General features: G+C 56.1%; 13 protein-coding genes and 1 tRNA gene. 12 read left to right on the top strand and 2 right to left on the bottom strand.

Annotated elements, in window-relative coordinates:
* The first annotated feature begins 48 nt into the window (after positions 1–48).
* Positions 49–1,257: a CAF17-like 4Fe-4S cluster assembly/insertion protein YgfZ gene (locus HMPREF3164_RS04240; RefSeq protein WP_070449091.1), complete on the top strand. Its 1,209-nt coding sequence runs from the start codon at positions 49–51 to the stop codon at positions 1,255–1,257.
* 100 nt (positions 1,258–1,357) lie between these two features.
* Here HMPREF3164_RS04240 and HMPREF3164_RS04235 read toward each other — a convergent pair whose 3' ends face one another.
* The gene (locus HMPREF3164_RS04235; RefSeq protein WP_004005338.1) at positions 1,358–2,389 is read right to left on the bottom strand and encodes a 6-phosphofructokinase; all 1,032 of its coding nucleotides are present in this window, start codon (positions 2,387–2,389) and stop codon (positions 1,358–1,360) included.
* A gap of 544 nt (positions 2,390–2,933) precedes the next feature.
* A complete protein-coding gene (locus HMPREF3164_RS04230) occupies positions 2,934–4,133 on the bottom strand; it encodes a pyridoxal phosphate-dependent aminotransferase (RefSeq protein ID WP_070449088.1) in 1,200 nt (399 codons plus the stop codon).
* Between the two features lie 386 nt (positions 4,134–4,519).
* Here HMPREF3164_RS04230 and HMPREF3164_RS04225 point away from each other — a divergent pair.
* From HMPREF3164_RS04225 to HMPREF3164_RS04175, 11 genes are all read left to right on the top strand, one after another.
* Positions 4,520–4,592: transfer RNA gene (locus HMPREF3164_RS04225), tRNA-Trp, on the top strand.
* A gap of 69 nt (positions 4,593–4,661) precedes the next feature.
* Entirely contained in the window at positions 4,662–4,943 is a 282-nt protein-coding gene (gene secE, locus HMPREF3164_RS04220; protein WP_004005336.1) for a preprotein translocase subunit SecE, read from the top strand.
* Positions 4,944–5,035: 92 nt separating this feature from the next.
* Positions 5,036–5,764, top strand: coding sequence for a transcription termination/antitermination protein NusG (gene nusG / locus HMPREF3164_RS04215; RefSeq protein WP_070449086.1), 729 nt, complete (start codon positions 5,036–5,038; stop codon positions 5,762–5,764).
* A 233-nt stretch (positions 5,765–5,997) separates the two neighbouring features.
* The gene (locus HMPREF3164_RS04210; RefSeq protein ID WP_004005334.1) at positions 5,998–6,543 is read left to right on the top strand and encodes a peptidoglycan recognition protein family protein; all 546 of its coding nucleotides are present in this window, start codon (positions 5,998–6,000) and stop codon (positions 6,541–6,543) included.
* A 396-nt stretch (positions 6,544–6,939) separates the two neighbouring features.
* Entirely contained in the window at positions 6,940–7,368 is a 429-nt protein-coding gene (gene rplK, locus HMPREF3164_RS04205) for a 50S ribosomal protein L11 (RefSeq protein ID WP_070449083.1), read from the top strand.
* A 122-nt stretch (positions 7,369–7,490) separates the two neighbouring features.
* The gene (rplA, locus tag HMPREF3164_RS04200; RefSeq protein WP_070449081.1) at positions 7,491–8,195 is read left to right on the top strand and encodes a 50S ribosomal protein L1; all 705 of its coding nucleotides are present in this window, start codon (positions 7,491–7,493) and stop codon (positions 8,193–8,195) included.
* A 358-nt stretch (positions 8,196–8,553) separates the two neighbouring features.
* A complete protein-coding gene (gene tehA, locus HMPREF3164_RS04195; RefSeq protein ID WP_070449078.1) occupies positions 8,554–9,537 on the top strand; it encodes a dicarboxylate transporter/tellurite-resistance protein TehA in 984 nt (327 codons plus the stop codon).
* Positions 9,538–9,619: 82 nt separating this feature from the next.
* Complete coding sequence (locus tag HMPREF3164_RS04190; protein ID WP_070449077.1) at positions 9,620–10,747, top strand: ABC transporter ATP-binding protein; 1,128 nt, start codon at positions 9,620–9,622, stop codon at positions 10,745–10,747.
* Between the two features lie 438 nt (positions 10,748–11,185).
* A complete protein-coding gene (gene rplJ, locus HMPREF3164_RS04185; RefSeq protein ID WP_004005327.1) occupies positions 11,186–11,716 on the top strand; it encodes a 50S ribosomal protein L10 in 531 nt (176 codons plus the stop codon).
* Positions 11,717–11,832: 116 nt separating this feature from the next.
* Positions 11,833–12,210: a 50S ribosomal protein L7/L12 gene (rplL, locus tag HMPREF3164_RS04180; RefSeq protein ID WP_004005325.1), complete on the top strand. Its 378-nt coding sequence runs from the start codon at positions 11,833–11,835 to the stop codon at positions 12,208–12,210.
* A 319-nt stretch (positions 12,211–12,529) separates the two neighbouring features.
* Positions 12,530–14,065 carry a glycoside hydrolase family 32 protein gene (locus HMPREF3164_RS04175; RefSeq protein ID WP_070449075.1) on the top strand — a complete coding sequence of 512 codons (1,536 nt, stop codon included), beginning with the start codon at positions 12,530–12,532 and terminating at the stop codon, positions 14,063–14,065.
* Positions 14,066–14,180: the final 115 nt, after the last annotated feature.

The raw sequence follows: 14,180 nt of genomic DNA, 5'->3' as shown, positions 1-14,180 counted from the left end.
AGACCGCCTGGCCGCCACTCACGATAAAGACAGCACGAGAGGAACATCATGAGCACCGCCGAGAATACCGCCGCCGATGCGCCCGAATACACCCCTATACTCAGCCCCCTCATGCAGGTGCACGGTGCCTTCTCCGCAGACGGCCCGGATGCGGGCATCGCGGCGCATTACGGCAACCCCCTGGCCGAACAGCGCGCCCTAGCCCGCGACCGTGGAGTCACAACGGGGGAACCCGTAGTTGTGGACCGTTCCTCCCTCGGCGTCGTGCGGGTCGCAGGGCCCGACCGCGCCAGCTGGCTCACCTCCCTCGCATCCCAAGTCTTGACCGGGATGAAACCGGGGGACAGCCGCGAATTTCTGCTGCTCTCCCCGCAGGGACGTATCGAATATGCACCCGCCGCCGTCGAGGACGGGCAGGCGCTCTGGCTTATCGTCGAGGGTGGACAGGCGGAGCCGCTGACCGACTACCTGAACCGCATGAAATTCATGCTTCGCGTCGATATTGAGAATATGAGCGGCGACTATGCCGTCATTGAGACCGCCCGAAACCCGCGCGGGGAACAAGGCTCTATCCATCCGGGCTTTGAGGATGCGCTGATCTGGCGCGACCCGTGGACGGCACTCGTCGAAGGAGGCTACCATTACAGCGCAACGCCTGATGCGCATCCCGGCACCGACTACGAACGGTACCTGAGTATTATTCCCCATGATAAGCTCACCACCCTCACGGAAGGCGCTCAGCTGGCGGGCGTCTGGGCGGCGGAGGCGCTGCGCATCGAAGCCTGGCGCCCGCGCGCAGGCACCGAAATCGACAACAAAACCATTCCGCAAGAGCTGGACTACACCCGCACCGCCGTGCACTTCGAGAAGGGATGCTACAAGGGACAAGAAACCGTCGCGCGTGTGCACAACCTGGGACACCCGCCGCGCCGCCTCGTCTTTCTCGACCTTGACGGCTCTGAGCACACCCTGCCCGCAGCGGGCAGCGAACTCTTCGTAGAGGGCAAACCCCGTGCGGTGGGGCGCATCACCTCGGTGGCGCTGCACCATGAGGCGGGCCCCATAGCGCTCGCCGTCATCAAGCGGGCCGTGGACCCTGCGGCACCTCTGCGTGCGGTAGATACCAGTGAGGCTTCAAGCGATGAATCCTCAACCACTGCGACCGAATATGCCGCAGCACAGACCCTCATCGTCTCTCCCGAGGCCGGCGAAATCGCCCGCAAATCCCTTGCGGGGCAGGACTTCCTCAAACGCTAACGAACATGCGAGCATAGAAAACGCGGGTGCCCGGCCAAGAAATACTCTGACCGGGCACCCGTTGCTTTCTGCCTGTGATAGGCGGACTGCCGCCGAGCCCTTAGCGGCCGAAGAGAACCGCAGCCTCGTCCCAGCGCTCGCGAGGTACCGCCTTGAGACCATCCAGAGCCTCCTCAAGGGGAACGTACTTGATTTCGGTGCCCTGAACCGAGACCATCATGCCCCACTTCTTTTCGTGCACCATATCGACGGCGCCCATACCCAGACGGGTTGCCAGCACGCGGTCGTAGCCGGTGGGTGCGCCGCCGCGCTGAATGTGACCCAGAATAGTGTTGCGGGTTTCGATACCGGTGCGTTCCTCAATCTCCTGGGTGAGGTATTCACCGATACCGCCCAGGCGGGGGCGACCGTCCTTTTCCGTGCCCTTATTGGCTAGAACTTCGTCAAAGCCTTCGGGAATAAAGCCCTCGGCAACCACGACAAGCGGGGAACGGCCACGATCGTGCACTTCTTTCACCCAGTGGCAGATCTCGTCCATTGAAACCTTGACTTCGGGAATCAGAATAGCGTGTGCGCCTGCAGCCATGCCGGAGTGCAGAGCGATCCAACCTACGTGGCGGCCCATAACTTCGGCGACCATGCAGCGGTGATGCGATTCGCCGGTGGTACGAATGCGGTCCATAGCCTCGGTCGCAATAGAAACAGCGGTGTCAAAACCGAAAGTGTAGTCGGTGGCGCGCAGATCGTTATCGATGGTCTTGGGGACACCGATGACGGGCAGACCCGCATCCGCCAGACGCTTAGCACCGGCAAGAGTGCCTTCACCGCCGATAGCAATAATGGCGTCAATCCCGTGGCGTTCCATCATAATTTCGATATTTTCGGGTCCACCGTTAGGTCCATCAAAGGGGTTGGTGCGCGAGGTGCCGATAATAGTGCCGCCGCGGGATGCCAAACCGCGTACCTTCTGCCGCGGAAGGTCCATGAAGTCGCCTTCGACTACGCCACGCCACCCGTCACGAAAACCGACGAATTCGTAGCCGTACTTCTTGACACCGTTGAGAACTGCGCCGCGGATAACGGCGTTGAGACCGGGGCAGTCGCCTCCGGAGGTAAGCAGACCGATTTTCATGATGGCTCCTTATGTCTGCGCGTGTTGGGTGTTCTGCGCGTGGGTAAAAATATGGTCTCCGCCAGCGTCGTGCAATGGATGCGCGAGCTCGGGAGACCATCCTCTTAGATACTATTTTAGCCGCGTTTGGGTTATGTGGGTAGCTGTGGAATTACTTGTGTTTTGCCACGAAACGGCATTAAAGTTCAGGTTCTAAATACTCAAAGCGTGGAAAAGCGTCTTATCGCGAGAGAACCATATGTGCGGTGGTAGCTCAATGCTGCCGAGAGAGTGTGTGGTATCTGGGGTGTAACCCAGAAAAGCAATACATCAGGTAAGAAAGCCGGTTCTCTGTTCGCTCCATAACCAAAGCGCGGGTAATAATCACGATCATGAGAGAACGTTCAGTAAAAGCCTTGAGCTCCTCAGCTCGAACCCACAAAGCATATGCGAGGCACCCGCCGGACTTTGCATACAAGTCAGAACAGGTGCCTCATACACGAGATGATGCGGTGCGATCAGAAGTGCTTAACCGCCTCTTTCGAGAGCCGCGAAAACGCTAAGCTTAGCGTGCAGAACCAAGCAGCTTCTGCAGGCGGGCAATGCCCTCCGCTAGGTCGTCGTCGCTCAGCGCATAGGAAAGGCGCAGATAACCGCTAGGACCGAAAGCCTCACCGGGAACCACCGCAACCTCCGCCTCTTCGAGGATGAGCTCGGCGAGCTCGGCAGAAGTCTGGGGGCGTTTACCCGCAATTTCTTTGCCAAGAAGCCCGCGCACATCCGGGTAGGCGTAGAAGGCGCCCTTGGGGCTGGGGCAATGAACCCCGTCGATCGCGTTTAGTCCGTCTACAATTTTGGTGCGGCGGCGGTTGAATGCGGCATGCATTTCCTCAACGTCATTCTGCGATCCGGTGAGAGCTTCTAGAGCCGCACGTTGCGCGATATTGTTCACGTTCGAGGTCAGGTGTGACTGAAGGTTAGAAGCCGCCTTAACCACATCTTCGGGCCCGATAAGCCAGCCCACGCGCCAACCGGTCATAGCGTAGGTTTTCGCCACGCCGTTGAGAATAACGCAGGTATCGGCAAGTTCGGGAACAACCTTGAGTATAGAAACGGAATCAATGCCGTCGTAGGTCAGGTGTTCGTAAATTTCATCGGTCAGCACAAAGACGCCTTTTTCAAGCGCCCACTGGCCGATCGCACGAGTTTCCTCCTCGGTGTACACCGCGCCGGTGGGGTTAGAGGGCGAGACAAAGATGAGCGCTTTCGTCGCTGGGGTGTATGCCGCCTCCAGCTGTTCGACGGTGACCTTATAGTCCTGGTCGCTTCCGGCAAAAACCTCGATCGGGTTGCCGCCCGCCAAACGGATGCACTCGGGGTAGGTTGTCCAGTACGGGGCAGGGAGCAGAACATCGTCGCCGTCATCAATCACGGTAGCGAAGGCTTCATAGACCGCCTGCTTACCACCGTTTGTAATAAGTACCTGAGAAGGATCGACCTTAACGCCGGAATCGCGCAGGGTTTTATCCGCGATAGCCTGTTTGAGTTCGGGCAGACCCGAGGCGGGGGAGTAGCGGAAGTTTTTAGGATCATTGAGGGCTTCGCGGGCAGCATCAACAATATGTGCGGGGGTAGGAAAATCGGGTTCACCGGCACCGAAACCAATTACGGGACGTCCGGCTGCCTTGAGTGCTTTAGCTTTGGAATCGACGATAAGGGTTGCTGAGGGTGCGATTGCGCCGATACGGTTGGATATGCGCGCCATATGTGAATGTACTCGCTTTCATAGTTATTCCGCCGTGAGCCTTCGAGAGGGCTCTACGCGGCAGGCGGAATCGTGAAGTGTCTCTCCTAAAGTGAAACTCGGCGGTGCGTGTGTGAGGCACGTCGAGCCCTTCTTATAAGCATAGAGAACATTGAGGGGGTGGAGAAAGTGCATGTGCAAGATTTTTTAAGTGCGAAGCCCGAAAAGCACAAAATATTGCCTCCAATACTGTGTAGAAAGTTGCCAAAGACGCGAGGCTTAGGATAGAGTTATTTCAGCACCCCATGAGGGTGTTTTAGTTTGCCTCCTCGTGGGCCCACGGCTACGAGGCATTCGAGGATGTAAACACGTGGAGTAATCCACAACCGACGAAGTTTATGCTTCGAAGGGCGGTGGCTCAATTGGTAGAGCAGCGGTCTCCAAAACCGCAGGTTGCAGGTTCGAGTCCTGTCCGCCCTGCTAGTGCCTCGATGAAGTGTTCTGGCATCGTATAGGATGCGCAACTAGACGTAGAAAGGGGCAGCGAAAATGGCTAAAACTGCCACTGTGAAGACCACAGATACAGATATTTCTGATGACGTTCAACCTGGCGTCTTTGGTCGTATGTTCCGTTTCCTCCGCGAAGTTATCTCGGAGTTGAAAAAGGTTACCACCCCCACTCGCAAAGAACTCGCCATTTACTTCTTCGGCGTTCTTTTCTTTGTTGTTTTCATGATTTTGTTCATTTCGGGGCTTGACTGGGTTTTCGGTCAGGGATCCTTCTGGGTATTCGGTAACGGAACTCTGTCACCTAATCAAGGCGGGCGATAGTCTTCATAAGGCGCATCCGCGCTTATACCCGTACCATTTATTGAGCCCCCGGTGCGGGGTTAGATTCACGATGTAAAGAAAGTAGGAGCGACGTGTCCGAGCAGGAACAGGTACCCGAACTTGAAGAGACTGAGTCAGTCGAGGCTGCGGTTGATACCGAGTCTGTTGAGGCAGAAACCGCCGATGCGCCCGTCGCTGCCGAGAACGCATCCGATGAGAGCACTGTAAGCCCTCTCGAAGAGTTCAAAGCGAAGCTGCGCCGCCAGATTGGTGACTGGTATGTGGTGCACACCTACTCGGGTTACGAGAACAAGGTGAAGACCGGTATCGAGACCCGCATCCAGAACCTTGAGGCCGAGGACGAAATTTTCGAAGTTCAGGTTCCAATGGAGACCGTCGTCGAATACAAGAACACGGTCAAAAAGACTATTCGTCGCGTGCGTGTGCCCGGTTATGTGCTGGTGCGTATGGATCTGACCGACCACTCGTGGGGCGTGGTGCGCCACACTCCCGGCGTGACCGGTTTCGTGGGTCAGGATGCGTACAACCCGGTGCCGTTGCGCATGGATGAAGTTTTTGACATGCTCCTGCCCGTGTTCGAGGAAGACCAGCAGAGCAAGGGACTGCCGACCCCGCAGCCCGTGGTGGAATCCGATTACACGGTGGGCGAGAACGTGCGCGTGAAGTCCGGCCCGTTCGAGGGTATGGATGCTACTATCTCCGAGATCAAGCCGGAGTCGCAGCAGGTTGTAACCCTGATCTCGGTCTTCGAGCGCGATACCCCGGTGACCCTGGAATTCAACCAGATCGAAAAGATCTAATCTTTCATTTTTCACCACGAGAAAGGCTCTTTATTCAATATAAAGAGCCTTTCATATGTTTAAGAGAACTCTAAAAATTTAGGATACTCACCGAATAAACGTTACATATCAGCATGATAAATTCCTTGCATCTGGAAGGGTGAACTGGCAGGGTGGGTAGTGTCTGCCATAGAGAATACTCCCGCCTTGAAAATCGCTTCGCCATGTGAGCGGACAGAGATAAGGAGAAATAGATGAGTTATGAGCTTTTGACGAACCGTAAAACCGAGAATCGTCATAAAAATTACCGCCAGGTCAACGATATTTTCTTCCTTGTTGTTCACTGGTGGGACGATAAAAAAGGACTGTCTTTTGATAGCAATGTGAATTTTTTGTGTAAGAATAACAATAAAGTTTCCGCACACTATGTTTCGGAGGGCGGTCGCGTAGCGCAGATCGCAGAAAACGAGGATGTAGCGCTTCATGCGGGTAACTGGAATATGAACGTTGCCTCAATCGGAGTCGAGAACCGTCCTGAGGCCGACTCCGATGACTTTGCAACCCTTGCCGAACTTATCGTAGATATTGAAACCAAGATTGGGCATACGCTCTATATCATCGGGCATCGGGATGTTGTCAGCAGGTTATGCCCCGGTGTGTACTATCCACGCATTCCAGAGCTGATTAACCGTGTAAATACCATCAAGTCTCAGCGCGGAAACGCTCCCGCTCCTTTGACCGAAGAACAACGTGCAGATATGCTTTCTCGACTGCAGAACATTAAAAATAACCCCGGGTAGCTGTTATCGTGAGCGGTGGTGGAAGCCCCATTTTCAATGCTCACCGTGCTTTAGTCGTAACATCATGCTCATAGATACGAAGGTGTACCGTTGTCCGCAAAAACGGTACACCTTCGAGCTCTGTGATAACCAAGAGTTTTCCTGAACCTGCGTGCACTCCAAGCTAACCAGGTCAGGTGCGCACTTCGCCTCTGCACCCTAGAGAACGAGCCGTCGGCTAAAAGGCTCGTCACAAGAAAATCCAGTGGATTTAAAGCTGCTTTAACGCTAGAATATTCGTTTGTGTATGCGCATGCTCACGCTTTCATGCGCCCGCACGGGTGACCGCGCCACGGTCACCGTCTGCTGGCGTACGCTCCTGTACGTCAGTTTCCCAGCTAAGAAAAGGACCTAACATTGGCTCCCAAGAAGAAGGTCACCGGCCTTATTAAGCTGCAGATCCAGGCAGGCGCCGCTAACCCGGCTCCGCCCGTCGGCCCGGCACTGGGCTCGCACGGCGTGAACATCATGGAGTTCTGCAAGGCATACAACGCTGCTACCGAATCGCAGCGCGGTAACGTGATCCCCGTTGAAATTACCGTATACGAGGATCGTTCCTTCACCTTTATCACGAAGACCCCTCCGGCTGCTGAGCTTATCAAGAAGGCTGCTGGCGTTGCTAAGGGCTCGGCTGTTCCCCACACCACGAAGGTTGGTTCTATTACCGAGGCTCAGGCACGCGAAATTGCTGAGACCAAGATGCCCGACCTGAACGCGAACGACCTAGACGCCGCAACTAAAATCGTTGCCGGTACCGCTCGTTCCATGGGTATTAACGTCGAGTAATTAAGCCGTTTTCGGCACCGCGGTTTTCCGCATTTTAACTTGTAAATGCCCACGTTTGGACGTGGGATGTGGCAGAGTCGAGCGCGGCTCACGAGACCACAACTGCATAAGGAGATAAGCAGATGGCAAAGCGCAGCAAGGCGTACAAGGCGGCTGAAGCCAAGATTGAAGAGGGTAAACTTTACACCCCCGCTGAGGCAGTAGCCTTGGCGAAGGAGACTTCCTCCGCTAAAACTGATGCAACCGTTGAGGTGGCTCTGCGCCTCTCGGTTGACCCCCGTAAAGCCGATCAGATGGTTCGCGGCACCGTGAACCTGCCCAATGGCACCGGTAAGACCGCTCGCGTGGTTGTTATCGCAGCTGGCGATAAGGCTGCCGCAGCTGAGGCAGCGGGCGCTGACTTCGTGGGGTCGGACGAACTGATCGCTAAGATCGCTGGCGGCTGGACCGACTTCGATGCGGCAGTTGCAACCCCCGATATGATGGGCAAAGTTGGTCGCCTAGGTAAGGTTCTGGGTCCCCGTAACCTCATGCCGAACCCCAAGACCGGCACCGTGACCATGGACGTTGAGAAGGCTGTTGCAGACATCAAGGGCGGTAAGATCGACTTCCGCGTTGATCGCAACTCGAACCTGCACTTCATTATCGGCAAGGCTTCCTTCTCTGCTCAGCAGCTGGAAGAGAACTTCAACGCCGCTCTGGAAGAGATCAACCGTTTGAAGCCTTCCTCGGCTAAGGGGCGCTACATCTCGAAGGCTACCGTTGCGACCACCTTCGGCCCCGGTATTCCGGTTGATCCCGCATCCGTAGTTTCGGCTGCAGCCTAAGGCTGGGATTCTAGGAAGCCTGTGGGCTTCTCAGACGTGAAAGAACCCGTCGCCCATGCGTATTGCACGCACAGGCGGCGGGTTTTCTTTATTCTGGCACCGTATCCCACAAGATTTGTAGAAGAACCACCCAGCCTGAAGCAGGCTTAGAGGAACACGCTTCCGATCCATATTTCCGCTCCCATGGTATTTCCCAGCGGTTCTGCCGACATATCTATTCTGGATGAAGCCGCCGGGAATAAACGGAGCTTCTTTCCCCTTATGTTTCGTGGCGTTAAAACGCTGACACACGATCTTCGCATCGCTCTCGAAGGGGCGAGCGCCGCCGTATACTGTGCATATAACCCGGGAGGATTACATGAGTGCTGCCGCCGCGCATCCCGTACCTTTGGGTACGCCCACCACCACAAAACCGTTCCCTATTCCGACGAGCTATTTTTCGGTAGCGCTGGGAACGAGTGCGCTGGGGTTGTCGTGGCGGTACGGTGCCACCGCACACCTGGTACCGTCCTGGGTGGGGGAGAGTATACTGGCGCTTGCCTCGGCAACCTGGCTGGCGCTGATCGCGGCGTTTGCCGTCAAACTTATAACCCGTCGCGATGCGCTCCAGAACGAACTTCGCGACCTCGTGATGTGCTGCTTTCTGTCGCTGGTTCCGGTCACCACCATTGAGGTCGGGATATCCGCGTACCCCTATGCGGCACCGCTCGGGTATGCATTGATTCTTATCGGTGTGCTGGGGCAGCTGGCATTTTCGATGTACCGCACCGCCGGACTCTGGCGTGGAACGCATACAGTTGCGGCGACAACCCCGGTCATCTACCTACCAACGGTGGCCGCGAACTTTGCCTCCGCGTCCGGGTTAGGGGCGTTGGGGCACCGCGACTGGGCGATGCTGTTCTTCGGTATGGGTCTTCTCTCGTGGTTTAGCGTGGAGGCCGCAATCCTAGGCCGCCTGCGCACCGAACCTGCGTTGGATCCTGCAGTACGCGGCATTATAGGGGTTCAGCTGGCCCCTCCGTTTGTGGGCGGTAATGCCTATCTGGCAGCTAATGGCGGGCACGTGGACTGGGTTTTCCTAGTGCTCACGGGTTACGGTGTGCTTCAGCTGCTGTTCCTGCTTCGCTTAGTGCCGTGGATTCTCAAAGCCGGGTACACCATGAGCCTGTGGGGATTCTCCTTCGGGCTGGGCGCTATGGCGGGCACCGGAATGCACCTGGTCGCGGTTTCTCAGCTCGTGCAGCTCGGCTGGGCGCTGTGGATTCTTGGCACCGCACTGATCGCGGTGCTTTGGCTCGGGATGCTGATGCTGGCAATACGCGGCAGGCTTTTAGTGCGGTAGCTTCATCGAACACGGATCCTCAGGCACGTGCGGGCTATAGCGCTGCTTTTCGGGTAGAATGTCGGGACGTCATAATAGAAGCATGACAACTCAAGGTTCAACACCTCAGCCTTCCTCAACGACAACTCACGGCGGGCTTCAGATTCGTGGTGTCGCGAAGAGTTTTGGGACGGATACTCATGTTCTGCGTGAGATCGACCTTGAGGTGGAGCCGGGCGAGATGGTGTCGCTGGTGGGTGCATCCGGAACCGGTAAATCTACGCTTTTGCGCATTATTGCGGGGCTTGAGGAAGCCAACGCCGGGCGCATTACCTATGCGGGTCAGCCGTTGAGCGCCGGGCAGGTAGGGTTCGTTTTTCAGCACCCGATTCTGTACCCGCATCTGTCGGTTCGTAAGAATATTCTTTTTCCAACTACCCTGCGCGGCTACCGCCAAAAGGCCGATAAAAATTACTATACGGATCTTATGGATGCGCTCCAGATTGGCGAGCTTCAGCGCCGCAAACCCCAGGAACTCTCAGGCGGGCAGGCGCAGCGTGTGGGTATTGCGCGCGCCCTCATTCGCAAAGCACCTGTAATCCTTTTCGATGAGCCGCTGGCGAGTGTTGATGAGGAACTGAGCGCAAGTATTCGGGCGGATATTGCGCGTCTGCACGTCGAATACAAGTTCACGGGGCTGTACGTGACACATGATCAGAATGAGGCACTGCAGCTTGGGCAGCGCGTGGCGGTCATGGATGCCGGGTACCTGGTGCAGGTCGATACCCCCGAGCATTTGCTGGCAAATCCGCATACGCTGCAGGCGGCGCGGCTGACAGCATCGCCAGCCCTGAACGAACTGACTCTCACGGAAGGGCAGCATCTTCCGGAAGGGGCTTCGCTCTATGTGCGTGCAACCTCGCTGCGGCGTGTAGAGGGCATTGTTGAGAACCCCTTGGAGAATACGATACCGGTGCAGATTCAGGGCGTACTCCCGCAGGTGGGCGGCACACTCTACCGTGCTGTAACACTGGCAGAGGTGACTTTATATGCCGCGTCGCATGACGGTTCGGCGCGAGTTCCTCTGCAGGTTCCCGGTGGGCAGCCCCTCGAATTTTTTGAGCCGGATGCGCTCGCCCTGCCCGTCCTTACATCGGGGGAACGGGTACAGGTGCAGGTTCCCCCGCATCATTGCTTTATCTTTGCCGACGGCACGCGGCACTATCTGTAAAGCACAAAGTCCTAGAACTTCACCGGCCTCATGGACATAATGAGCTAAAGCAATCAGAACAGGCCTGGTCAGAAAATTGTTTTTATGGACGACAGGCCAAAGAATGATTTTTCGCATAGGTATGCTTTCTGGGAAGGAAGAACTTGCTTTTGCCGATTTAACCTGTCATGATGATTAGACCAAAGACCGCCGGTCTAGAGCTATGTGCTGTGCAAATTTCGGTATCTTACTGTCACGAAATACAGCATAATCTCTGATAAGAGCAGATTTCCTATCGGGAAATCGCCGCCCGCGCAGGTGCCCGATGTGACAGTTGCATCCTATATGGATGCATTTTCATGCTGTCTGCCTCGTACGTCTGCGCGTCGGGGCATTTTTTATTGCCCCAAATACTGCACTTATTCGGCGACCTTACAAGAATCGGAAGAAGGAACTACCATGGCGACTCAGGAAAAGATCGCTGCAGTATCCGAGCTGAAGGAACTCTTCGAAGCCTCGAACGCAGTCATCCTGACCGAATACCGCGGTCTCACGGTGGCACAGCTCAAGGAGCTGCGCCGCGCACTTGGTGCTGAGACCGAATACGCCGTGGTGAAGAACACGCTTGCTGCTATTGCAGCAAAGGAAGTTGGCATCAACTCGTTTGAGGGTCAGCTTCAGGGTCCTTCCGCGCTGGCATTCATCAAGGGTGACCTCGTTGATGCCGCTAAGGGACTGCGTGACTTTGCCAAGGCAAACCCCCAGCTTATCGTGAAGACCGGTTACTACGAGGGTGAAACCCTGACCGAGGACGATGTGAAGCGCTACGCTGACCTCGAATCTCGCGAGGTTCTGCTGTCCAAGGTTGCCGGTGGCGCAAAGGCTGCTATTGCCCGCGTTGCCCAGGCTGTGGACGCACTGCGCGTCAAGCTGGAAGAGCAGGAAGGCGCAGCCCCCGCTGCAGCCGAGGAGGCTTCGGAGGAAGCATAAGCTCCCCGCACCTCACCGCGTGAAAACGCACCAAAACTTCAACCCGCCCGCCCGGGCAGGGTACTAATAAACCAGACCGCGGGCAAGACCCGCACCTGATAGTGAAGGAGCCACACATGGCTAAGCTGTCCATCGAAGAACTCATTGCAGCTTTCAAGGAACTGTCCCTCGTAGAGGTTTCTGAGTTCGTTAAGGCATTTGAGGAAGAGTTCGACGTTACCGCTGCAGCTCCCGTTGCAGTTGTAGCAGGCGGCGCTGGCGGCGGCGACGCTGCTGAAGAGAAGTCCGAATTCGACGTTATCCTCGAATCCGCTGGCGACAAGAAGATCGCCGTGATTAAGGAAGTTCGTGCCCTGACCTCCCTCGGCCTGAAGGAAGCAAAGGACCTCGTTGACGGCGCACCCAAGCCCATCCTCGAAGGTGCTTCCAAGGAAGACGCTGAGAAGGCTAAGGAACAGCTTGAGGGCGCAGGCGCAACCGTTACCCTCAAGTAATCGATTTCTTCTCGATTCTTATTACGCTGGGCGGCGCATCCACCACGGATGCGCCGCCCAGCGGCTTTTAATCCTTAAACACGAAACGTGTTGTTCTTACAATACGCAGGAAGGAATCTAACCCCGGAGAAACCTTTAAGCTGTACGCCAGCTGTGGCGATGCTGAGTCTGCCTGTACATCAGACGATAAAAGGCGCATGACCCTAGGGAGGGCGCTCATGGGCTGGTATGATAAACGCTTGAACCCCCACTCAGAGGTATATTGCCAACAGTCGGGGGAGCAGAGCACAGATATCTGAGAGTTGGAAAGATCGAGACCATGAGCCCGAAGAAAACCAAGACCTCAAAGAAGGCATCGAAAGCACGCCCCGAACGAGACCTAGCCCTTGAGGCACAAGACGTTCTGGATACCTTCGGCGCTGCTGTTCGATCTGACCGCGACTATCCGGCGCTGCATTTAGCGCCTCCGGTAGGAAGACTGAATGACCCCAACGGACTGGTCTATGACGGGCACAACTACCACGCCTTCTACCAGTACTCGCCGCTTCACCCCGAACGCAAAGTGTACTGGCGCCACGCCGTGAGTACCAACCTCGTAGACTGGAAAGACGTGGGGACCGCGCTGGTTCCGAATACCCGCTACGACTCCCACGGATGCTACTCGGGTTCGGGTATTCGCGTGAAGGGCGGTTTCGAGTTCTTCTACACGGGCAACGTCAAAGACTCCAAGAATAAGCGTGAATCCTACCAGATTCTTGCCACCGCGGGTAAAGATGCGAGCCCCGTTCGCCAGCTTCCGCCGCTTATTTCTGGTCCTCACGATGGTTACACGGCTCATTATCGTGACCCTCACGTATTTGAGCGTGACGGAAAATGGTGGATGGTCATCGGCGCGCAGCGCAAAGATAAGACCGGTGCCGTGGTTGTGTACACCTCGAAAGATCGCCGCGACTGGAAATTCAAGGGCGAGCTGGGTATCAAGGCTAAAGAGCTTGAGAAATGCTACATGTTCGAGTGTCCTTCTCTGCTGCAGCTGCGTGACGAAGTCACCGGCGAGATACGGGATGTGCTCATCTTCAGCCCGCAGGGTTTAAAACCGATGGGAGAGAAGTACCTCAACATCTACCAGAGCGGTTATATTGTGGGTGAGTTCAACCCGAAACCCCTCAAGTTCAAGGTAGAAACCCCCTTTACCGAGCTGGATGCGGGCTTCGAATTCTACGCCCCGCAGACTATCTCGGGCACCGGAATCTCAGCGGCTCAGGATGCGCCCCACGAGGAGACCGTGATGATCGCCTGGTTCGGCAATGCCGAGCAGGACGACCAGCCGTCCTGGTCGAAACGCTGGGTGCATATGATGACCTTCCCCCGCGAACTGCACTTGCGCGATGGTAAGCTCTATCAGCATCCCGTGCCTCAGCTTGACGACGCCATGCCGCTTCAGCCAATCGAGCCAGACGAGAAAGGTAAGCTCAAAGAGCTTAAGGATGCGCGCGTCTTCCGCCTGCGTGGCCGCGTGAACGTTGCCGATGAACGCGTGAAAATCAAGATTAAGGATACGCACGGCGTGGCGCTGAGTATCGTACTGGATCAGGATTTCGTGCAGATGGATCGCGGCGGAACCCGCTACACCGAGGGAGGCAGCCTGCGCCGCCGTACCCTCAAACGTGCTAAGACCCGCCAGTTCGAGCTGCTCGTCGATGGCTCGGCTGCCGAACTCTTCGTGGGCGGTAAGCTTGCGGCTTCGCTGGGTGCAGAGGTATTTAGTGCCCGCACCTTCTTCAAAGGTGAGAAACGCCGTGTTCGTCTGACCGGCGGGAAGGTTCTTTCGCTTGAGTATGCCCGAAAAAACTAGCCCCATTAGGGAGTTTCATAAGTAGAAAAAATATATTGTGCAGGAGCCTGGGATTTCATGGTCCCAGGCTCCTATCTTCGGGTACACTGCATACTAACATGTCAAGCGATTGACA

It is taken from the genome of Rothia sp. HMSC08A08 (assembly GCF_001808385.1).
Lineage (GTDB): Bacteria > Actinomycetota > Actinomycetes > Actinomycetales > Micrococcaceae > Rothia > Rothia dentocariosa.
Note: the sequence above shows the minus strand (reverse complement) of the source record. Positions and strands in the feature narration are given on the sequence as shown.